We start from the raw sequence: 21,599 nt of genomic DNA on the forward strand, positions 1-21,599 counted from the left end.
CCCATCAACCAGGTAGGAAAACTAGGGATCTGTGGGGTGGGGTCGTCATGCGCATGCACAGCCGCGCGCACCTTCTGCTGCCCCTCCTCACGTCGCGTCGCCACATCGACTTCGGCCGTACGTCCAGCGCCATCTGTCGGCTCCGCTGAGACTCCCCGCGCACTCCGCACCTCTGGCCGTACGCCTGACGTGCCGTAACTCCCTGAACACCCTTCCCCTGAGAGGACACCTCTGTGTCTGCCGCAAGACCGCTCACCACCCTGCGCACCTTCGCCGTCATCGCGGCGCTCCCCCTGCTGCTGACCGCCTGCGGCTACGGCGCCGAGTCCACCGACGACGGCAAGCAGACGGAGGTCGCGGCGGGCGCCAAGAAGCTCTCCGCCGACGAGGTGAAGATCGGCTACTTCCCCAACCTCACGCACGCCACCGCTCTGGTGGGCATCCAGGAGGGCCTGTTCCAGAAGGAGCTCGGCGGCACCGAGATCAAGCCGTCGACCTTCAACGCCGGCCCCTCGGAGATCGAGGCTCTGAACTCGGGCTCCATCGACATCGGCTGGATCGGCCCCTCCCCCGCCATCAACGGCTACACCAAGGCGGCCGGGAAGAACCTGCGCATCATCTCCGGCTCGGCCTCGGGCGGCGTGAAGCTCGTCGTGAACCCGGAGAAGATCAAGTCCCTGAAGGACGTCAAGGGCAAGAAGATCGCCACGCCGCAGCTCGGCAACACCCAGGACGTCGCGCTGCTCAACTGGATCTCCGAGCAGGGCTGGAAGGTCGACGCGGAGAGCGGCAAGGGCGATGTCTCCGTGGTCCGCACCGACAACAAGATCACCCCGGACGCCTACAAGTCCGGCTCGATCGACGGCGCCTGGGTGCCGGAGCCGACCGCGTCCAAGCTGGTCGCCGAGGGCGGCAAGGTACTCCTCGACGAGAGCGACCTGTGGCCGGACAAGAAGTTCGTGATCACGAACGTCATCGTGTCGCAGAGCTTCCTGAAGGACCACCCGGACGTCGTCGAGGCCGTGCTGCGGGCCTCGGTGAAGACCAACAAGTGGATCAACGCCAACCCCGACAAGGCCAAGGCCGCGGCCAACGAGGCGCTGAAGGAACTGTCGGGCAAGGCCCTGCCCGCCGAGGTCATCGACCCGGCCTGGAAGTCGGTCACCTTCCTGAACGACCCGCTGGCAGCCACCCTCGACACCGAGGCGAAGCACGCGGTCAAGGCAGGTCTGCTGGAGAACCCCGACCTGAAGGGCATCTACGACCTCGCCCCGCTGAACAAGGTCCTCAAGGCCGAGGGCGAGGACGAGGTCGACGACGCCGGTCTCGGCGCCGAGTAACGAGCACCGCACCCGACGAGTCCCCAGGAGATGACGACCATGGCCACGACGACGGCCACGACCGCCAAGGTCGCGGAGGACGCCCCGGCGGTGCCGTACGCCGCCCGGATCGAGCACGTCTCGAAGTCCTTCCCGGCAGCGGGCACGCCCGGCGGGCAGCAGCTCGTGCTGGACGACATCACGCTCGATGTCGCACCCGGCGAGTTCGTCACCCTCCTGGGGGCCTCCGGCTGCGGCAAGTCCACGCTGCTCAACCTGGTCGCGGGCCTCGACCGGCCGTCCGCCGGCTCCATCGGCACGGACGGCCGGCCCGCCCTGATGTTCCAGGAGCACGCGCTGTTCCCGTGGCTGACCGCGGGCAAGAACGTCGAACTCGCCCTGAAACTCAGGGGAGTTCCCAAGTCCGAGCGCCGCCGGGAAGCGCAGCGGCTGCTGGACCTCGTCCGGCTGCAGGGCGCGTACGGCAAGCGGGTGCACGAGCTGTCGGGCGGTATGCGCCAGCGCGTCGCCCTCGCCCGGGCGCTGGCCCAGGACAGCCGGCTGCTGCTGATGGACGAGCCGTTCGCCGCGCTGGACGCGATCACCCGGGACGTGCTGCACGACGAGCTGACCCGGATCTGGCAGGAGACGGGCGTGTCGGTGCTGTTCGTGACGCACAACGTGCGGGAGGCGGTAAAGCTGGCGCAGCGCGTGGTGCTGCTGTCCTCGCGCCCGGGCCGCATCGCCCGCCAGTGGACGATCGGCATTCCGCAGCCGCGCCGCATCGAGGACACCGCGGTCGCCGAACTGTCCGTCGAGATCACCGAAGAACTGCGTGGGGAGATCCGCCGCCATGGCCAGCACTGACAAGGACGCCGACGTGAAGGTCGACGTCAGGAAGGACAGCGCCGAGGATCTGGCGGGGCTGGAGGCCGGGCTCGACGCGCTGGACTCGGTGCAGGTCGGCCGTACGCCGCTGCGCGAGACCCTGGTCCGCAAGGTGCTGCCGCCCGTCACCGCCGTAGTACTGGTGCTGGTGGTCTGGCAGCTGCTGGTGTGGGCCGAGGTCGCGCCCGCGTACAAGCTGGCCTCGCCGGCCGACGTGTGGGGCGAGGTGCGCGAGGCCTGGCTGCAGGGCACGCTCCTCGACTACATCTGGACCTCCGTCTCGCGCGGTCTGCTCGGCTTCCTGATGGCGCTCGCCATCGGTACGCCGCTCGGCCTTCTGGTGGCCCGGGTGGGGTTCGTCCGGGCGGCCATCGGACCGATCCTGTCCGGTCTGCAGTCGCTGCCGTCGGTGGCCTGGGTGCCGCCCGCCGTGATCTGGCTGGGTCTGAACGACTCGATGATGTACGCCGTGATCCTGCTCGGCGCGGTTCCGTCCATCGCCAACGGCCTGGTGGCGGGCATCGACCAGATCCCGCCGCTGTTCCTGCGCGCCGGGCGCACCCTGGGCGCGACCGGGCTGCGTGAGGCCTGGCACATCGTGATGCCGGGGGCGCTCCCCGGCTACCTGGCGGGCCTGAAGCAGGGCTGGGCCTTCTCCTGGCGCTCGCTGATGGCCGCGGAGATCATCGCCTCCTCGCCCGATCTCGGCGTCGGACTGGGCCAGTTGCTGGAGAACGGGCGCAACAACAGCAGCATGCCGCAGGTGTTCCTGGCCATCTTCCTGATCCTGCTCGTCGGCATCGCCATCGACCTGCTGATCTTCAGCCCGGTGGAGCGGCGGGTGCTGCGGGGGCGGGGGCTGCTGGTCTCCCGCTGAACGAACGGACATGTGAGCGGGCCGCAGGCTGCCTCAGGGTTGCCCGCCCCGCTGCAGGGGGATCTTCTCGCCCGCCTCGATCGCCACGGGCAGCCGGTTCCCGGCCGGCGGCAGCGGGCAGGTCGCCAGGTCCGTGTAGGCGCAGGGCAGGTTCCCGGCACGGTTGAAGTCGAGGGTCACCCGACCCTCGGCGTCCGGGGCGGCGATCTGCAGGGAACGGTTCGCCGCGTACGTCGTCACGCCGGACGTCTCGTCGGTGAACAGCACCATCAGACTGCCGGAGGTGCTGCCGTTGAACGCGGTGAGCCGGTGCACCGCACCGCCCAGCTCGAACTCGACCTGCCCCGGGGAGTCGTAGACGTGCTCCAGCCCCTCCACCGCGGCCCCGACCGTCACCGCCCGTGGCTCCTCGAACGGCAGGAAACGGCCCGGGCGCACCCAGCGTGTGTCCGGGGCGTAGGCGGGGGTGCGGGTGAAGGACGTCCGCAGCTCGTTGTCCGGGTGGCGGGGCCGCAGGATGTCGTGGCCGCCGCGCTTGGCTATCTCGATCACGGCGTCACCGGCGGTGACGTAGCGGCTGTCCCGCTCGGCGATGATCCCGAAGCCGTGCCGGCCGCGCACCACCGTGCCGTCGAGGGTCAGTTCCTCGCCGTCGGCCAGTTCGACCACCACGCCTTCGGCGCCGGTCGACCACGCCCCGGGCGCGTCCTCGAAGCGGGCGGGCTCCGCGCTCAGCCAGTGCAGACCTGTGATCGCGAGGAATCCGTGCGGGCCGGCGAGGACCTCCTCCTTCTGCCGGTGCCACTGCTCCCACGCCTCGACGAAGCCCTGCCGTTCGACGTCCTGGACGGTCATCTGTACTCCCTGTCACGGGGCTTGGGGGCCTGCCCCTGCTCTCTTCGACAACACCGACAGCCTCGGTGTTCATCCCGGTCCCCCCGGTCCCGGAGCCGCATCGATGCGCTTGACACCCACACGGGCGCACGACGTACGTTGACTTCCTCAAGATCCGGACGGTGGAGGCCCTCGATGCAGGTACCTGGTGCGGCGCCGCGCCGTGCGTGCACGGGTACGCGGCTGATCACCCGGCGGCACGTCGACTACTGCCGCACCGCGTCCGCGGTCTGTCCTTCCGTGCACGTCTGATCCCGGCCGGTCCGCGCGGCCGGCTGTCTCGTCGTGTTCCTTCCGAAGGAACACCCTTGTCCGGCCCCACCGGGCCACGACCCGCCGCGGGCCCGAGTTCGCCCGCTGCCGTCACCTGAACCGTGCGGCGCCACCAGCACGCGCCGCCGCACCGAGAGCCGCTGACCCGGCTCTCTCCTCGCACACATGTCACTCACAAGGGACACCATCCATGTCTCAGCTCACCTCTCTTCCGGTGATCGACCTGTCCGCCCTCGACCGCGACGCGCTCCACAGAGCCGCCCGCGACGTCGGCTTCTTCCAGCTGGTCGGCCATGGCATCACCCCTGCCGAGCAGGCCCGCCTCCTCGCCACCGCACGCGCGTTCTTCGCCCTCCCCGAGCCCGACCGGCACCTGATCGACAACCTCAACTCGCCCCACTTCCGCGGCTACACGCGCATCGGTACCGAGCACACCCAGGGCCGCCGTGACTGGCGGGACCAGCTCGACATCAGCAACGAGCTCCCGCCGCACGTGCCCGCGACCGGCGAGCCCGCCTACTGGTGGCTGGAGGGACCGAACCAGTGGCCGCCGGCGCTCCCCGCGCTCCGCGAGGTGACGCTGGACTGGATGGCCCGGCTCAGCTCGGTCGCGCACCGCCTGCTGCACGAGCTGCTCGACGCGATCGGCGGTCCGGAGGACTTCTACGACGACGCCTTCTCCGGCAACCCGCGCAACCACCTGAAGCTGATCCGCTACCCGGGACGCGCCCCGCAGGGCGACGACCAGGGCGTGGGCGTGCACAAGGACTACGGCTTCCTGACCCTGCTCCTGACGGACGAGGTGCCCGGCCTCCAGGTGGAGTCGGCGGGCGGCTTCATCGACGTGCCCCATCTGCCGGGCGCGTTCGTGGTGAACCTGGGCGAGCTGCTGGAGGTGGCCACGAACGGCTACCTCAAGGCCACGAACCACCGCGTGGTCTCCCCGCCGGGAGCCCGCGAGCGCTATTCGGCGCCGTTCTTCTACAACCCGCGCTTGGACGCCCACATCTCCCCGCTCCCCTTCCCCGGCGCGTCCGCCGCCGCGGGCGTCACCGACGACCCGGTCAACCCGCTGTACGCGGAGTTCGGCTGGAACGAACTCAAGGGCTGGGTCCGTGCCCACCCCGAGGTGGTGAAGAAGCACCACCCCGAGCTGGCGATCGGCTGACCGGACACGCGTGCTCCGGAATGTCAGCGGGCGGCGAGGAGCTGTCCCGCGTTCTGCAGGACGTACCGGGCCACGTGCTTGCCGAGCGAGATGCCCGCCTCGTCGGCCGACCGGGTGTGGATGCCGGAGAAGACCCGGGCGTCGACGTTCTCGTCCGAGAGCTGCTTCCAGGTGGTGTAGGTCCGGGTCACGCCGGGCGCGGTGGGGCTGGTCAGGTCGAAGGGAGCGGTGCGCGGCCCGGCCAGCGCGGACAGGACGGTCTCCGCCGCACCCGAGTAGGTGTTGTGTCCGCTCGGGTAGTCCGGATGCGCCGGGGTGGTGTGCAGCGGCGTCCAGTCCGGGACGGGGTCGATGCCGCCGGTGCGGATCGCGGTCACGGGCCGCCACCGCTCGTGGGCGTACTTGCTGTCGGAGGTCGCGATCTGCGTGTCCACCAGCGCCAGGTGGAAGAGCGCGACCAGCCGGGTCTGTCCGGCGATGCCCTGGTCCGTACGGGACAGCGCCACGCGCAACGGCTCGGTGTAGAGGGTGAGGGAGGAGCCGAGCCAGAAGGTGGCCGTCTCGGTCTGCCGGGCGCTGCGCGCCGTGCTGTCGACGGCTCCGTACGCCCGTACCTCCGCGAGGTCGGCGGCGTAGCGCCGGGAGTCCAGGGCGGGCGGCGGGCCCAGCCGGAACTGGCTCGGCGTCTTCAGCAGGAACGGCCTGGCGAGCCGGTTGCCGTACTGGGCCGCCGGGGCGTAGGCGGGTGGCGTCGGCTGCCACACGCCGGGGGCCGCGGGCTTCGCGGTGTACGGCGCGTTGACCGAGGCGGGGTCCAGGCCGTCGCCCTGCCTCGACTTGAGGACCAGGTCGGCCTGCCGCTCCCCCGCCGCGACGCCGCGGTCCTCGGCCGGGCCGTCGGGGATCGCGTCGAGAGTGCTCCTGAACGTCGCGTCGAGCTGTTCCGCGCGGCTCGGGGCCAGCGTCACCAACGCCCGGTGCACGGCGCCGGCGAGGGCCGCCTCCTGGTACGGGCCGCGCTCGACGCCCGCAGGCACGGTCCGGGCGGCCCGGGCCGCGGCGAGCCAACTGATCGCCCAGGTACGGCTGTTGGTGATCTGGGTGGACGCCCCCGCCGTCGCGACGGTGTCGGCCGTGGCGTCGTACCAGGCGAGGGCCGTGGAGGCGCGGTCGGCCGCGGCAGCCTGCGGAACCGCGACGGACGCGGCCAGCAGGGCCGCCGCGCCCAGGACGACGAGAGCGGGACGGGTTCTGGAAGAACGCACAGTTCTCCTACGGTTTCGGTGAGGTGGCTGACGCGGCGGCCGCGTACTCGGGTGCGCGGGGCGCTACGGTCCGCGTCGCCGGCGTGGCCGGCGTGGTCCGGGCGTGATCTTCCGTGGCTCCTGGCCTTCGGCGGTGAACCGTTCGGGTCAGCTACACACCGCGGTGGCGACACGCATCGAAGCGAGGGCCCGCCGTATGCGAAGGGGTTCGAAGATCCGCATGGAGCCGAACCTAACGACAGGTCAAAAGGCGGTCAACACCGACGGGTTCGCCCGAACGATCCTGCAATGACACCTTCGCGGGCATGCCATGTGCCCGTTACACATCACGAACGCATCGTCGGCTGGATCCACCCCAGGGACCGCTCGACGGCCCGCTTCCAGCTGGCGTACTCCCACTCCCGTCGTTCCGGGTCCATGTCCGGCAGCCACTGCGCGGCCATGTGCCAGTTGCGGCGCAGGACCTTCAGGTCCGGCCAGTAGCCGGCCGCGAGCCCGGCGGCGTAGGCCGCGCCGAGCGACACCGTCTCGTGGACGAGAGGCCGTACCACGGGCACGTCGAGCACGTCGGCCAGGATCTGCATGAGGAGGTGGTCGGACGTCATGCCCCCGTCCACCTTGAGCTGCTTCAGGGCGAGCGCGGAGTCGGCGTTCATGGCGTCGACGACCTCCCTGGTCTGCCAGCCGGTGGCCTCCAGGACGGCGCGGGCCAGGTGGCCCTTGGTGATGTACGACGTCAGGCCGACGATGACGCCGCGCGCGTCGCTGCGCCAGTGCGGTGCGAACAGTCCGGAGAACGCGGGGACGATGTAGCAGCCGCCGTTGTCCTCGACGGTGCGCGCCAGCGTCTCGATCTCGGGGGCGCTGTGGATCAGGCCCAGCCGGTCGCGGAACCACTGCACCAGTGAGCCGGTGACGGCGATCGGACCTTCCAGCGCGTACACGGTGGGCTGGTCCCCGATCTTGTACGCGACCGTGGTGAGGAGCCCGTGCTGGGACCGTACGAGGTCGGTGCCGGTGTTCATGACCAGGAAGCTGCCGGTGCCGTAGGTGCACTTCGCCTCGCCCGGTGAGAAGCAGGTCTGCCCGAACAGGGCCGCCTGCTGATCGCCGAGGGCCGCCGTGATGCGCACGCCGGGGAGCACCGCGCGGGCCTCGCCGTAGCTCTCGGCGGAGGAGCGGATCTCCGGCAGCATCGCGGGCGGCACCCCGAAGAAGTCCATGAGCTCCTCGTCCCAGGTCAGCGTGCGGATGTCCATCAGCATGGTGCGGCTGGCGTTGGTGGCGTCGGTGATGTGCAGACCGCCGTCCGGGCCGCCGGTGAGGTTCCAGATCAGCCAGCTCTCCATCGTGCCGAAGAGCACCTCGCCGTTCCGGGCGCGCCGCTCCAGCCCGTCGACGTTGTCGAACAGCCAGCGCAGACGGGGCGCCGAGAAGTAGGTCGAGGGAGGGAGGCAGCAGTGCTCGAGGAAGAACTCGTCTCCCGGTTCCCTCCTCAGTTCCTCGACGAGGGGTGCGGTGCGGGTGTCCTGCCAGACGATCGCACGGCCGAGGGGGACGCCCGTCCGCGGATCCCAGAGCACCGACGTCTCGCGCTGGTTGGCGATCCCGATGGCGGAGATCTGCCCGGCGTCGATACCCGCGTTGGAGAGCGCCTCGGGGACGACCCGCTGGAGATTGCGCCAGATCTCCACGGCGTCGTGCTCGACCCAGCCGGGCCGGGGGAAGTACTGCTGGTGCTCCCGCTGGGCGACCGCCGCCAGCCGTCCGCCGTGGTCGAACAGGATGCATCGGGTGGACGTGGTGCCCTGATCGATGGACATCACATACCGGTCAACCATGATCGACCCTGCCTTCCCATGTGTCGCGGAGGTGCCGGTGGCTACCAGCGGGCCGCGCCCAGGTCTCTGGAGATCGCGCGTGCCGCCTCCCGTAGCACGGTGATCAGGGCCGGCTGAGGCCGGCCTTTGGTGTCGCAGATCCGCTCGACGGCGCCGGACACACCGATCGCGCCCACCACGAGACCGCCCTGTCCCCGGATCGGCGCGGCGATGCCGGCCTCGCCCATGCTCATCTCCTGCACCTCGGCGCCCCAGCCCAGCTCCCGGATCTCGCCGAGCGCCCGGTTGAGCTCCTCCGGGTGGACCAGGGTGTGCCGGGTGTACGCCTCCGGCGGGTCCTCCAGGAGGGTGTCGACGGGCGTGGCCCCGAAGGCCAGCAGGACCTTGCCGAGCGAGGAGGCGTGCAGCGGCAGCAGTGCGCCGACGTCCAGGGTCTGGAGGGTGTCGTCCGGCCGGAAGACGTGGTGGATGACGAGCACTCTGCCCTCCAGGGGGGTGCCCAGGCGGACGGCCTCCCCGCTGCGGGCGGCCAGGGCGTCGGCCCAGTTGATCGAGCGCGACCGCAGTTCGTTGACGTCGAGATAACTGGTGCCGAGGTGCAGCAGGGCCGCTCCGAGCTGGTATTTCCCGGTCGCCGGGTCCTGCTCGACGAAGTCCACGTGTTGCAGCGTGCGCAGGATTCCGTGGGCGGTGCCCTTGGCGAGCCCCAGCGACGACGCCACCTCTCCCAGCCCCAGCCGACGGGAACCACTGGCGAGCAGGCGCAGGATCGCCGCCGCCCGCTCTATGGACTGGACTGGGCCGGCCATGAAGCGATGGTAGTCCGGCTTTTCCCGACATGGGACTGTCGTTCGGTAATGCCGACCCAAGTTCGTTGACCGCTCACTTTTCGGTCTTTAGCGTTCCTTCAGCCGGTCTGCGACGTGCAGGGTTCCGCAGGCTTCCCCGAGGAGGAGGACACATGACAACAGCGCAGCTCGACGCCGCGCCTCGCGGGGAAGTCGAACACGTCTTTGCGCTGCCGCACACGCCGGGGGCCGTCCCGGGCCTGCGCCGACGCATCCGTACGGTCCTCGCCGACTGGCACCTGGCCACGGACATCGCCGAAGACGTCCTGCTGGTCGCCTCGGAGCTGCTCACCAACGCGATCGTGCACGCCCTGCCCCCGGCGACTCTGACCCTCTCGCGGAGCCGCGCGGAGACCTGCAGGACCGTACGCGTCGAAGTGACCGACAGGGGGCCTGCGACCCCGACGGGGCTGCCGGCGTCCGCCCCCGACCCGGACGAGCACGGGCGGGGCCTCGGCATCGTCACGACGCTGGCGTCCCGGTGCGGCATTCATGTCCACTCCGGGGGGACCAGCCGGTGGGCGGAGATGCGGTTCGGTCGGGGCTGACGTCGATCAGGTTCGCCGTACGGCGTGTGTCACGAGCGGAGGCCCTGCTTTGTCTGTTCTGGTACAGGCACCAGGAACATCGCGAGAGGAGCGCCCCATGAAGGTCGTAGTGATCGGTGGAACCGGGCTCATCGGCTCGAAGGTGGTCGCCGGGCTCGGCGAGCACGGGCACGAGGCGGTCGCGGCCGCACCCGACACCGGCGTCAACACGCTGACCGGCGAGGGGCTGGCCGAGGTCCTGAAGGATGCGTCGGTGGTGGTCGACGTGTCCAACTCCCCCTCGTTCGAGGACGAGGCCGTGATGGAGTTCTTCCGCACCTCCACCACCAACCTCCTGAAGGCGGAGGCCGAGGCGGGTGTGACGCACCATGTGGCGCTGTCCGTGGTCGGCACCGAGCGTCTCCAGGCGAGCGGGTACTTCCGCGCCAAGCAGGTCCAGGAGGATCTGATCAAGGGGGCCGGCATCCCCTGCTCCATCGTCCACGCCACGCAGTTCTTCGAGTTCGTGAAGGGGATCGCCGACTCAGCCACCGAGGGCGGCACCGTGCGCCTGGCCCCCGCGAAGATCCAGCCCATCGCCTCGGACGACGTGGCCGCGGCCGTCGGACGCACCGCGGTCGATGCCCGGGTGGGCGGGGTGGTGGAGGTCGCGGGCCCCGAGGCGTTCCGGCTCGACGATCTGATCCGTGAGGCGCTCGCCGCCGAGAACGACCCCCGCACGGTGATCACCGACCCGGAAGCCCTGTACTGGGGCGCCGCACTGCAGGAGACCACGCTCCTGCCGGGCCCGGACGCACAGCTGGCCGGGAAGAGGTTCGCCGACTGGCTCGCGCAGCGGAAGTTAGCGCTTCGTCCGGCGTCGAGTCGACGGGACCGGGGCGATGCCGCAACGTGAAAAAAGGGTCCTCACAGGTTTTCGCCCGTGAGGACCCTTCGCACCGTCGGGACGACAGGATTTGAACCTGCGACCCCTTGACTCCCAGGAGTGCGGGGTGTGCGCCATCGCGCACACCGTGTGGTCCCCAACTGGTCCCCACCGACCTGGTCTGCTCTGCCATCAGGTGCCTGGTAAAGCGAGGCGGCATCGACCAACATTCGAGGTAACGCCACTGATTGCGGCCCCCCATGGATACCATCCAGCCGCCAGATTTGAACGGCTCATCCGAGATGCGCCGGACCCCACAACGCTTCATCGCAGAACAGGAACGGAACCTCTGTGAGCATCGCTCGCTCCGGTGGGCGGGTGCAGCCTGCCCGTCCAGGCGACCCCAAACGGGTCGGCCCTTACCGGATCATCGGCCGCCTGGGCTCAGGCGGCATGGGCACCGTTCACGCCGGCCTCGACCCAGCCGGGCTGCGGGTCGCGGTCAAGATCATCCATGCCGAGCACGCAGAGGACCCCGAGTTCCGGGCCCGCTTTCGCCGTGAGGTACAGCTCTCCGCCCGTGTCCAAGGGCCGTGCCTCATACCCCTCCTCGCGGCTGACCCCGACGCCGAGTCTCCATGGCTGGCCACCGCCTACGCCCCCGGCCTCACCCTCAACCAGCACCTCGCCGCCCACGGCCCGCTCACCGGGGGCACCCTGTACGCCTTCGCCACCGGCACCGCCCAGGCCCTCACGGCCATCCATGCAGCTGGCGTCGTCCACCGTGACGTGAAACCGCAGAACGTCATCCTCACCCCAGCCGGCCCCCGCCTCCTGGACTTCGGCATCGCCCACGCCGCCGACGGCACCTCCGTGACCCGTACCGGCGTAACGACCGGCACACCCGGCTGGATCAGCCCCGAGCACTACCGCACCGGCACAGCCGGACCCGAAGGCGACCTGTTCGCCTGGGGCTCCCTCGTCGCCTACGCCGCCACCGGCCGCCCTCCCTTCGGCACAGCAGCCGCCGACGTCGTCGCGTACCGCGTCCTGTCCGCCGACCCCGACCTCGACGGCCTTCCCGAACCGCTTCGCGGCATCGCGGCGAAGGCCCTCGCCAAGGAGCCGGACAGCCGCCCGACCGCGAGCGCGATCGCCGAGCGATGCGCCGGCCTCCTCACCGCCGAAGACACACAGATCACCCCGTCCGAGATGGAACCAACCCTGGTCGGTGATCACGTCGAGGCCGAGTGGAACGTACCGACCGCGGACGACCCGACCTGGCATTCGCCCACCCACTCGGGCATGCGCGCCGTGGGCATCGTCCTGGCCTCAGGTGCCGTCATCGGCGCGTTGGTGGGCGGAGCATTCGCGCTCCAGCCCGACGACACACCAGCGTCGTCCCGCTCCGACCGTCCGCATGCGGGCGCCACCGTCGCCACGCCAACTGCCGTTTCGGCATCGGCCGGTGCCCGTACAGAGACCCAGGCCCCGGCGTCCCTGGACGGCAACGAGGCGACGATCGCCACTTGGCGCGCAGCCCGTCGCGCCAAGGGCGAGGCGGAGTTCGAAACCGAGGCTGCACTTGGCCACGACATCAGCCTGGGAGTCGGCGAGGACCACGACTACGACGGACAGTACGAGGTGAGCTTCGCCCAGCCGCGCAAGGAGATCTACATCGCCATCAGCGGACCCACTGTCGCACCGTACATCGTCCAGGCAGTGGCCAAGGATGCCTGCCTCACCCTTCGTATGATGGCGGACATCTACACGGGCCTTCCGTACGACGAGTACGCACTGGTCGACAACACGACCCCTACGGCACCGGCCATCGTGTGGGAAGACAACTTCCACACCAACACCGACTGCACCACCCAGGCCAACGAACGCAACACCGCCGGCCAGGGACAGGCCCCGGACTGGCAGCCCACCGAAACCGGCCTCGAAGCGGCACAGATCCCCAGCACCAACAAGGGCGAGATCCGCGTGGCCACCGAAGCAGTCCACCAACTCTTCACCGAGTGGAACGGCAACTCTCGCCTGTTCGACGACCCCCGCTACATCAGCAACGAGAACACCAGCATCGGCTTCGCGCCAGACGAAGGCGTGATGTACGTATGGACGACAAAGCCCGAATGGAGCCAAGGAACGAGGGACGAGTGGGGGAACACCGCCGCTGACGTAGCCTGCCGGGCAGTCCTCACCGAATCCCGCGCCCGCAAGGAGTGGGCCTACGCCCAGTACGCGATCGCCGTCCTCGACGGCGACGGCGGCACCCAGTTCCTCCGCTGGGGCTCCGCCGGGAGCTGCGCGACCTGACTCTGATGGCGCTCCGGGGTCTGGGGATGCCCCCTGTGTTCCCGTGGCGGACGAGGTCTTGTGGGCCATGGGCTACGCGCTGGCGCTTCTGCCGTTCCAGCATGGGCTCGTACGGGAGCCGAGGTGTTCGCCGAGCAGGTGCACACGACGGTAGTGGCGCACCGTGCCAACCTGTATGGCCTCCCGCTTCCGGGCCGTCCCCGACACCGACGAGGGAGCACGAGTCGCCCTTCGGGCCCCTGGGCGACTGCCCACCAGGGGTGTGACCGCAGACCGCGGGCACCTGCTGTGCCACCGGAATACGCGGCCACTGCCCGCAGCCGAAGCGCCTCCCGCGCCGACAGCGACAACTGCCCTGCATCCCCCACCAGTTCAGTCACCCAGGGATCATCGATCCAGAACACCTACCGTCTCGGATCAATAACCATGCCTACGCGTAGTAGCGGTCGGTTGTATGGCCCTTCCGTCAGCCTGCGGGTCGCCGGTTCGACACGATGGTTCGGCAGTGGCGGCGAGCAGGGCGGTGTCGTCGTCGACCCGGTCGGGGGCGTTCAGCAGCTCCAGGGCCCGTTCAATGATCTGCTGGGGGTCGGTGCGGACGGCGGCGGGGAGCGCGCCGCAGGTCTGGCGCAGGGCCGCCAGGCAGTCTTCCAGGGACAGCGCCCGGTTTTCCACCAGGCCGTCGGTGTATAGCAGCAGGCTGGTGCCGGGCGGGAACGCCACCTCGCGGTCGACTGGGGTGCTGCCCAGTCCCAGCGGCAGCGCCGGGGGCAGCTCCAGGTAGGCGGTGTCGGCGGCTACCAGCAAGGGCGGCAGGTGCCCGCTGGCGGCGTAGCGCAGGCGGTGGCGGTGTGGGTTGTAGACCGTGTACAGGCAGGTGGCGAAGCGTTCGGTGGCAAGCGACTGCAGGTAGGCGTCCAGCCTGGCCAGCACCTGGGCCGGGCCGGCGCCCTCCATTGCGAGGCTGTGCAGGGCGGAGCGGAGTTGGCCCATCACGGTGGCGGCTTCCACGTCGTGGCCCATGACGTCGCCGATGGCCAGCCCCACGGCACCGTCGGGCAGTGCGAGCACGTCGTACCAGTCGCCGCCGACCTCGGCGCCGCGGTTGCTGGCCCGGTAGTGGGTGGCCAGGCGCACCCCGGGCAACTGGGGCAGGCGGTGGGGCAGCAGGGCGCGCTGCAGGGTCAGGGCGAGGCGGCGCTCGTTGTGGTACCGGGTGGCGTTGTCATAGGCCAGGGCCAGGCGGTGGGTGAGGTTCTCCAGATACTTGTGTTCGACCGCGGAGTAGTCGGTGTGCCGGACCAGTACGAGGGCCCCGAGTGTCTGGTCGTGGGCGTGCAGCGGCAGGGCCAGCACGGCGGCGGGCGCCGGGTGCGGGCCGGCTGGGGCTGGGGCAGTGCCGTTGATCGCGTGGGTGGCGGCGGTGGCCAGAGCCTCGCGGGCAAGAAGAGGGGTGCCTGCGATGTATGCCGGGGGCGACTGCGCCGGGGCGGGTGCCGCGGCGGTGAGGTGGATGCTGATCTGGTCGGCGAAGTCGGGCAGCAGGATCTGTCCGGCAGTCTGCAGTATCTGGTCCGGGTCGAGGGTGGCGGACAGCCGCAGGCCCGCGTCGGCCAGGGTGGCCAGCACGGCCAGCTGGTTGCGGGTCTCGGTCAGGACCTGTTCACGCAACTGGGACAGTTCCAACCCGGTGCGGACGCGCGCCAGCAGCTGGCGCGCGGAGAAGGGTTTGGCCAGGTAGTCGTCGGCGCCGGCCTGCCGGCCCTGCACGGATTCCTCCTCGCCGGCGCGGGCGGTGAGCAAGACGATGGGCAAACGGGCGGTGCGCGGGTCGGCGCGCAGCGCCCGGACCAGCTCGAAGCCGTCCATGCGGGGCATCATCACGTCGCTGAGCACCAGCTCCACCGGCTGCGCCAGGGCCAGGTCCAAGGCGGCCCGGCCGTCGGCGGCGAGCAGCACGTCGTAGTCGGGCTGCAGGAGCTGGGTGAGGTAGGCGCGCATGTCGGCGTTGTCGTCGACGACCAGCAGGCGGGCCGGGTGGGGGCGGTCGGTTTCGTGCGGGCGGGAGCCGTGGGGGGCATCGTGGGTCGCGGGGGCGGCGTGCGGGGTGCGGGCCGCGGGGGTGGCCGCGGCGGGGACGGGGTCGGCCACCAGCCAGCCCAGCGCCTCGTCCGCATAGGCCGCGGCGCGGCCGGGCCGGCCGCTTCCGCCTTCTCTGGGGGATCCGGCGCCGGCCGCGGGCGGGGCCGGGCAGGGCTGGTGGGCGGCGGCGAAGGGGAGGTCCACGGTGACGGTGGTGCCCTGGCCGAGCCGGCTGTCCACGCCGACGGTGCCGCCGTGCGCTTCCACCAGGTCCTTCACCAGCACCAGGCCGAGGCCGCTGCCCTCGTGGGAGCGGGAGCGGGCGCCACGGACCCGGTGGAAGCGCTCGAACAGGCGCGGCAGCTCGTCCGCGGGAATGCCGGTGCCGGTGTCGGTCACGGTCAGCCGGGCCCGGTCGCCGGCCGCTGCCACCTGCACCCGGGCGCCGCCGGTGAAGGTGAACTTCAGGGCGTTACTGAGCAGGTTGAGGATGATCTTCTCCCACAGCTCCCGGTCCAGGGACACCGGCTTGGGCAGCGGCGGGCAGTACACCTCCAGCGTCAGCCCGGCCGCCTCGAAGGCGGAGCGGAACACCCCGGCCAGCTCGGCCGTGGCACCGGCGAGGTCGACCGGCTCGAAGGCGGGGCGCATCTGCCCGGCCTCGGCCCTGGCGACGTCCAGGAGGGTGTTGACCTGCTTCAGCAGGCGCAGGGCGCCGCGCTCGGCCAGCTCCAGTTGCTCGCGTCGCTCGGGCCGGTCCTCGTCGGCCAGGGCCTGCTGGAGCGGGCCCAGGAGCAGGGTGAGCGGGGTGCGCAACTCGTGGCTGACGTTGGCGAAGAAGGTGGTCTTGGCCCGGTCCAGCTCGGCCAGCGCCTCCGCCCGCCGCCGCTGCTCGTCGTGGGCGAGCGCGGCCGTCAGCGCCCCGGCCACGGCGGCGGCGAGCACATCCAAAAAGTCCCGGTATGCCCCGGCCGATGGGAAGCAGGGGTTGACGCCCACCACCAGAACGCCTCCCACCTGTCCCGCACAGTCCAGCGGCAGAGCGAGCGCCTGCTCGACCGGGAGCCGGGAGGCCGCGGCGTGGAGCCCGGCGGTGTTGTCGGCGGTGAGCGCGGCAGCCGGCAGCGCGGCAGGGGCACCGTCGGCGACGACCTGCGCCAGCCGGGTCGCGGTCTCCGACCCATCGGCCGCACTCAGCGAGGCGGTCTCGGGCGCCGGCCGGAGGCCGACGGAGGCCGCCGGCCGCAGCGTCCCCGGCTCGGAGGCCAGGTACAGGCCCAGAAACGGGATCTCCTCGGGATAGGAGCCCAGCACCTCCGCGACGACGCGGGCGACCTCGCCCGGGGTGGGCAGCCCGGCGGTGCGGGCGCCGGTCTCGCTCAGCAGGCGCAGCCGGCGCTCGCCAAGCACCCGGCCGGTGGTCTCGGTGAGGATCTGCAGCACGCCGCCGGCAGTGCCGTCGTCCAGCAGCACGGGCTGGAAGGAGGAGTCGAAGTAGCACTGCTCCAAAAAGCCGTGGCGCTCCATGATGAGCGGCTCATCCGGGATCAGCAGGGGCTTGCGGGTGTCGGTCACATAGTGGAAATGGGAACTCACGGGGGCCCAGACCTCGGGGAACACCTCCTTGTAGGGTTTGCCGAGCGCCCAGGGGTGTTTGGCGCCGGGAATGGGTGCGGCGCCCAGGTTGTACAGCGTGACGAATTCGGCGCCCCAGTACAGAGCCATCCCGTGCTCAGAGGTGAGCATGAGACGAAGGGTGTCCACCAGGGGCCCCGGCCAGGACTCGGGGGGCCCGAGCGGCGTCGCCGCCCAGTCGATCCCGGCCAGGAGCTCGCCGAACGCGCCGGCCTCGGCGAACATCCGGGCCGCCGCGGTGCGCGGGTCATCGGGCCGGGTCATCGAGAATCGTCCTCCTGGCGCCTATCTCTTCCGCGCGCCCTCCGCTGCCGACGGCACTTGCTGCGGACCTTGCGGGCAGATCGGACGCCGGATCCGACGGTTCCGGCTACGCTTCTGCCAGAATTACGAGGTCAAAATGCCTGAAATCGTGATTTTCTCCGCAGTGTACGCCTGCAGTCGTACGCCGACGGCGGCGATCGTCGGCTCGCAGTCCCTGTGGGCGCCGACACCGCCGACGGTCGCAGGAACCAATGCGTACGACGTCGCGGATCCTGCACGCCTCCAGGATCCGCGACGTCGTTGGCAGTGACGGCGGTTCGCTGGTGTCCTGCGCCCGAGATCCGTCGGCAGAAGCGGGGGATGGAGTCGAGGATCTCTTCGGCGGTCTTGGTCCAGATGAACTGCTTGAGGTGTTCGTTCCAGTCTTTGACCCAGGCTGGGATGTCGGCTTCCAGGCCGACGCGTGCCGAATGCGATGGCTCTGGGAGTGCCGGAGGTGAGGAATTCGCCGAGGGGAGGCCGCTGGCGCAGGCGATCACCGCGCCAGGGCAGAGGCGACGGCACACACGGAGCGCGCGGCGTCAAGCGGCTCCTGCAAGCCGGCCACCATGCAGGCGAAGCCGGTGCCCCGCCAACCGGCACACCGCGTCATCCCGGAGGAATGCGAAACTCGAATTCGGGACGGTCCCACGGCACGGCGGGCGGGTTCGCGAACGCGGTCCCGGTCCGCACCGCGCCGACGCGGTGGTAGAAGTCCTCGGCGAGAACATGCGACACGACCTTGAGACGGTCGATCCCGGCGGCACGGGCCTCGGACTGCATGTGCGAGACGAGCAGCCGTCCAAGACCCCGTCCTTGCACGTCGTCGGCGACGAACAGCAGGTCGAGCTCCGGTGGAGCGAGGACGAGGGAGTAGAACCCGAGGACCCGGCCTCCGTGTTCGTCAGCGCCGACAGCCACAAAGGTGCGGTGGGCCTCGATGTAATCAGCACCGACCCGGTAGCCCGCGACCGCCGCTGCGTACTTACCCTCGTAGGCACCTGAGCCACGCACGAGCCGCGTGAGCCGCTTGGCATCCCCCGCGACGGCCCTCCGTATCGTGATCGGCTGACGGATCGGGGAGGTGCGTGAACTCATCGGGAGAGTATTTCGCACCGGGGAGTGTCTTCGCGCGGCGGGTCGGCTGCTCGGGCAGGCGCTCCTGCACCGCTCCCGGGAACCGCTCGCCCAGGCACCGATCGGCCACGTCACTGCCGCCGAATCGGCCGCCCGTCGGCAGCAGCACTCGGGGACACCGCCATCTGTCTGCCCGACGAAGGAAGCTGCCTCGGGGCCCGCTCAGCCCACTTGCTCCTGAGCGCCGACGGCACCCGCGTCTCGACTACTTCGAGTGGACCAGTGCCGAGGCCTACCGGGAGACAGCGAACGCCGGAAAGCACGACGGGGCGCACGAGATCGTCTCCAGCACCGGGTGAACGGTTCGGCCAGGGAAGGTGGCACGGCTTTCACCACTCCCCGTTCCGGCCGCCGGCGTGCTCCGATCGTGCCGAGGCACCCACTGCGGGCGCCCGGCTCCGTCGGGAAAGGAGATCACACAGGCAATGGATCACCCTGTCCCGCTCTCCGGTACCGTCAGGGTATGAGTCATCCGCACCCCGAGCTGAAAGCCGCGCCGCCCCTTCCCGAAGGAGGGCTGCGGGTCATCGCGCTGGGCGGCCTGGGTGAGATCGGCCGCAACATGACCGTCTTCGGGCACGCGGGCAAGCTGCTCATCGTCGACTGCGGCGTGCTGTTCCCCGAGGAGACCCAGCCCGGCGTGGACGTGATCCTGCCGGACTTCACCTCGATCCGGGACCGGCTGGACGACATCGTGGCCGTGGTCCTCACCCACGGCCACGAGGACCACATCGGCGGCGTGCCGTACCTGCTACGCGAGCGGTCCGACATTCCCGTCGTCGGCTCCAAGCTGACGCTGGCGTTCCTGGAGGCCAAGCTCAAGGAACACGGAATCCGGCCGCGCACGGTACGGGTGCGGGAGGGCGACCGGCGTGGCTTCGGGCCCTTCGACTGCGAGTTCGTGGCGGTCAACCACTCCATCCCCGACAGCCTCGCGGTCGCGATCCGCACCCGGGCCGGGATGGTGCTGCACACCGGCGACTTCAAGATGGACCAGTTCCCTCTCGACGACCGCATCACCGATCTGCGCGCCTTCGCCCGCCTCGGCGAGGAGGGCGTGGATCTGTTCCTCACCGACTCCACCAACGCCGAAGTACCCGGCTTCACCACGTCCGAGCGTGAGCTGAACCCGGCGATCGAGCAGGTGATGCGCACCGCGCCACGCCGGGTCATCGTCTCCAGCTTCGCCAGCCATGTGCACCGCATCCAGCAGGTCCTGGACGCCGCCCACCAGCACGGCCGCAAGGTCGCCTTCGTCGGCCGGTCGATGGTCCGCAACATGGGCATCGCCCGTGACCTGGGCTATCTCAAGGTCCCCTCCGGTCTGGTCGTGAGCACCAAGGAGCTGGAGAAGCTCCCGGACCACAAGATCACTCTGGTGTGCACCGGCTCCCAGGGCGAACCGATGGCCGCGCTGTCACGGATGGCCAACCGCGACCACCAGATCCGCATCGGCAAGGGCGACACCGTCCTGCTCGCCAGCTCCCTCATCCCTGGCAACGAGAACGCCATCTACCGGGTGATCAACGGACTCACCCGGTGGGGCGCCCACGTGGTCCACAAGGGCAACGCCAAGGTGCACGTGTCCGGGCACGCCAGCGCCGGCGAACTCGTCTACTGCTACAACATCGTCAAACCCCGCAATGTCATGCCCGTCCACGGCGAATGGCGCCACCTGCGGGCCAACGCCGACCTCGCCATCCGTACCGGTGTCGACCCCGACCGGGTCGTCATCGCCGAGGACGGCGTCGTCGTCGACCTAGTCGACGGGCGCGCCTCCATCACCGGCAAAGTCCCCGCCGGCAACGTCTACGTGGACGGCATGGAAGTCGGCGGCGCCACCGAAGCGTCCCTCAAGGACCGCCTCACCCTCGCCGCCGAAGGCGTGGTCACGGTGGTGGCGATCGTCGACGCAGACACCGGCGCCCTCGCCGAGGCCCCCGACTTCCTGGCCCGCGGCTTCGTCCACGACGACGCCACCTTCGAGCCGGTCATCCCCGTCATCGAGAAGACCCTGGCCACCGCGGCCGAGGAAGGCGTCGGGGACGCGCGTCAACTCGAACAACTCGTCGCCCGCGCCGTGGCGAACTGGGCGTTCCGCACCCACCGCCGCAAGCCCCTCGTCATCCCCGTCATCATCGACGCCTGAGCCATGGCCCGGCAGCACGGCCCCCGTTCCGGCCGCGGCCCCGCCAACACCGAGGTCGGGCACGGGAGTCAGCAGCCACCCCAGAAGGCCGGGGTGGCAACGCACTCCACATGATGAGTCATCAAAATCATGTCAGGGTCGACCCAGTCCGGAGAAACCACAGGTCAGACCTCATTTCTCGGCCCACTGAACGGGCCTTCCGGGGACCCAGAGCGTCAAACGAGCGTCATGGCCGATCAGTCCCAGCCTCACGAAGTGGTCGGCCGCTCGACCACAGACATGTCGAGAGCGCACTTCGTTATGGCCACCGCAGGCGTGACACCCAATTACATTCCCCCGCCCATGACCATCGTCTTCGGAGGGCCGAGGAGTGAGGGACCAAGCCCTCCTCGTGCCCGGCGGTAAGCAACACCCGCCTGGCCGGCGCCGTCCTGGCCAAGCAGAACGACGAGTGGGTCGAGGCGAGGCCGCCGCTACATGGGGCTCGACCTGCTCGCCAAGGCCCGCCTCCACCCGAACGAGTCAGAAACCGGCCAGACCGCCCTGCCCACCGAGCTCACCGCATAGCCTCAAAACGAGATCACCCAGTGGCAGATCAGGGCGGTCGGAGAAGATTCCGACCACGTCCGTGCGGCGGCGGATCTATTCTGCGCGCCTTGGGCGACCTGACCGGCACCGCCCACTACTACATACAGGCCGCCGCGCTAACGGACGGCACACCCGCGGGGCGGTGAACCGGCGCTCGTCACGCCCTCGCAGCGGGCCCCTGCCACTCCACGAAGCGCCCCGCCGCGTGCTCGAACCGGTGAGGCAGCTCTCGCAGCCTGAACCGACACAGAAAGTGCAAAACAGGGCTGCATGGTGCACCTTGACTGAGTCAAGGTGAGCTTTGGCCGCGTTCAAGCGGACTGGTCCCCAACGGGCCCCCAAAAATGATCAAAAGGCCATTTCAGATCGTCTCTGAAATGACCCCTGACCTGCGACTTCGTAAAGTCGGGACGACAGGATTTGAACCTGCGACCCCTTGACCCCCAGTCAAGTGCGCTACCAAGCTGCGCCACGTCCCGATGCGTATCGCGCGGCGAACCGCGCGATCATGCAGGTCAACCCTACCTCATATGCACCCGCACCCACGCCCTGCCTCTTGACCAATAGTTGTCGCCACCCATAATTGCTTCCATAAGCGAT

At 70.1% G+C, this 21,599-nt stretch carries 14 protein-coding genes and 1 tRNA gene; 8 read left to right on the forward strand and 7 right to left on the reverse strand.

The annotated features are described in order from the left end of the window. Positions 1 to 233: 233 nt before the first annotated feature. From ACIBU0_RS03320 to ACIBU0_RS03330, 3 genes are read left to right on the forward strand one after another with little or no spacing between them, the layout of a single operon-like run. Entirely contained in the window at positions 234 to 1,340 is a 1,107-nt protein-coding gene (locus ACIBU0_RS03320; protein ID WP_398810872.1) for an ABC transporter substrate-binding protein, read from the forward strand. 30 nt (positions 1,341 to 1,370) lie between these two features. After that, complete coding sequence (locus ACIBU0_RS03325) at positions 1,371 to 2,186, forward strand: ABC transporter ATP-binding protein (protein WP_398810875.1); 816 nt, start codon at positions 1,371 to 1,373, stop codon at positions 2,184 to 2,186. Continuing rightward, positions 2,173 to 3,084: an ABC transporter permease gene (locus ACIBU0_RS03330; RefSeq protein WP_398810878.1), complete on the forward strand. Its 912-nt coding sequence runs from the start codon at positions 2,173 to 2,175 to the stop codon at positions 3,082 to 3,084. Before ACIBU0_RS03325 ends, ACIBU0_RS03330 begins: the two co-directional genes overlap by 14 nt. A gap of 33 nt (positions 3,085 to 3,117) precedes the next feature. On the opposite strand, the gene ACIBU0_RS03335 is transcribed toward ACIBU0_RS03330, so the two are convergent. Continuing rightward, on the reverse strand, positions 3,118 to 3,939 hold the full coding sequence (locus ACIBU0_RS03335) for a DUF1684 domain-containing protein (RefSeq protein ID WP_398810881.1): 822 nt from the start codon (positions 3,937 to 3,939) through the stop codon (positions 3,118 to 3,120). Between the two features lie 502 nt (positions 3,940 to 4,441). Between ACIBU0_RS03335 and ACIBU0_RS03340 the strand changes: the two genes are divergently transcribed. Next, positions 4,442 to 5,419, forward strand: a complete 978-nt coding sequence (locus tag ACIBU0_RS03340; protein ID WP_398810884.1) for an isopenicillin N synthase family dioxygenase — start codon at positions 4,442 to 4,444, stop codon at positions 5,417 to 5,419. 23 nt (positions 5,420 to 5,442) lie between these two features. Here the strand turns inward: ACIBU0_RS03340 and ACIBU0_RS03345 are convergent, their stop codons facing one another. The 3 genes from ACIBU0_RS03345 to ACIBU0_RS03355 all read right to left on the reverse strand — a co-directional run bounded on the left by ACIBU0_RS03345 (position 5,443) and on the right by ACIBU0_RS03355 (position 9,334). After that, a complete protein-coding gene (locus tag ACIBU0_RS03345; protein ID WP_398810887.1) occupies positions 5,443 to 6,684 on the reverse strand; it encodes a vanadium-dependent haloperoxidase in 1,242 nt (413 codons plus the stop codon). A gap of 326 nt (positions 6,685 to 7,010) precedes the next feature. Further along, the gene (gene glpK / locus ACIBU0_RS03350; protein ID WP_398810889.1) at positions 7,011 to 8,525 is read right to left on the reverse strand and encodes a glycerol kinase GlpK; all 1,515 of its coding nucleotides are present in this window, start codon (positions 8,523 to 8,525) and stop codon (positions 7,011 to 7,013) included. A 41-nt stretch (positions 8,526 to 8,566) separates the two neighbouring features. Then, positions 8,567 to 9,334, reverse strand: a complete 768-nt coding sequence (locus tag ACIBU0_RS03355) for an IclR family transcriptional regulator (protein WP_398810892.1) — start codon at positions 9,332 to 9,334, stop codon at positions 8,567 to 8,569. Positions 9,335 to 9,486: 152 nt separating this feature from the next. Here ACIBU0_RS03355 and ACIBU0_RS03360 point away from each other — a divergent pair, with 152 nt between their 5' ends. The 3 genes from ACIBU0_RS03360 to ACIBU0_RS03370 all read left to right on the forward strand — a co-directional run bounded on the left by ACIBU0_RS03360 (position 9,487) and on the right by ACIBU0_RS03370 (position 13,105). Further along, positions 9,487 to 9,921: an ATP-binding protein gene (locus ACIBU0_RS03360; protein WP_398810895.1), complete on the forward strand. Its 435-nt coding sequence runs from the start codon at positions 9,487 to 9,489 to the stop codon at positions 9,919 to 9,921. A 97-nt stretch (positions 9,922 to 10,018) separates the two neighbouring features. Next, positions 10,019 to 10,816 (forward strand): SDR family oxidoreductase, encoded by a 798-nt coding sequence (locus tag ACIBU0_RS03365; RefSeq protein WP_398810898.1) that lies wholly within the window; start codon positions 10,019 to 10,021, stop codon positions 10,814 to 10,816. A 348-nt stretch (positions 10,817 to 11,164) separates the two neighbouring features. Continuing rightward, positions 11,165 to 13,105, forward strand: coding sequence for a serine/threonine-protein kinase (locus ACIBU0_RS03370; RefSeq protein WP_398811764.1), 1,941 nt, complete (start codon positions 11,165 to 11,167; stop codon positions 13,103 to 13,105). A gap of 417 nt (positions 13,106 to 13,522) precedes the next feature. On the opposite strand, the gene ACIBU0_RS03375 is transcribed toward ACIBU0_RS03370, so the two are convergent. Both ACIBU0_RS03375 and ACIBU0_RS03380 read right to left on the reverse strand, forming a co-directional pair. Then, positions 13,523 to 17,086 (reverse strand): SpoIIE family protein phosphatase, encoded by a 3,564-nt coding sequence (locus tag ACIBU0_RS03375; RefSeq protein ID WP_398810901.1) that lies wholly within the window; start codon positions 17,084 to 17,086, stop codon positions 13,523 to 13,525. A 648-nt stretch (positions 17,087 to 17,734) separates the two neighbouring features. Then, positions 17,735 to 18,223 carry a GNAT family N-acetyltransferase gene (locus ACIBU0_RS03380; protein WP_398810904.1) on the reverse strand — a complete coding sequence of 163 codons (489 nt, stop codon included), beginning with the start codon at positions 18,221 to 18,223 and terminating at the stop codon, positions 17,735 to 17,737. A 502-nt stretch (positions 18,224 to 18,725) separates the two neighbouring features. Here ACIBU0_RS03380 and ACIBU0_RS03385 point away from each other — a divergent pair. Then, positions 18,726 to 20,411 (forward strand): ribonuclease J, encoded by a 1,686-nt coding sequence (locus ACIBU0_RS03385; RefSeq protein ID WP_398810906.1) that lies wholly within the window; start codon positions 18,726 to 18,728, stop codon positions 20,409 to 20,411. 993 nt (positions 20,412 to 21,404) lie between these two features. On the opposite strand, the gene ACIBU0_RS03390 is transcribed toward ACIBU0_RS03385, so the two are convergent. Further along, a tRNA-Pro gene (locus ACIBU0_RS03390) sits at positions 21,405 to 21,478 on the reverse strand. Positions 21,479 to 21,599: the final 121 nt, after the last annotated feature.

Source organism: Streptomyces sp. NPDC049627 (assembly GCF_044465645.1).
Classification (GTDB): domain Bacteria; phylum Actinomycetota; class Actinomycetes; order Streptomycetales; family Streptomycetaceae; genus Streptomyces.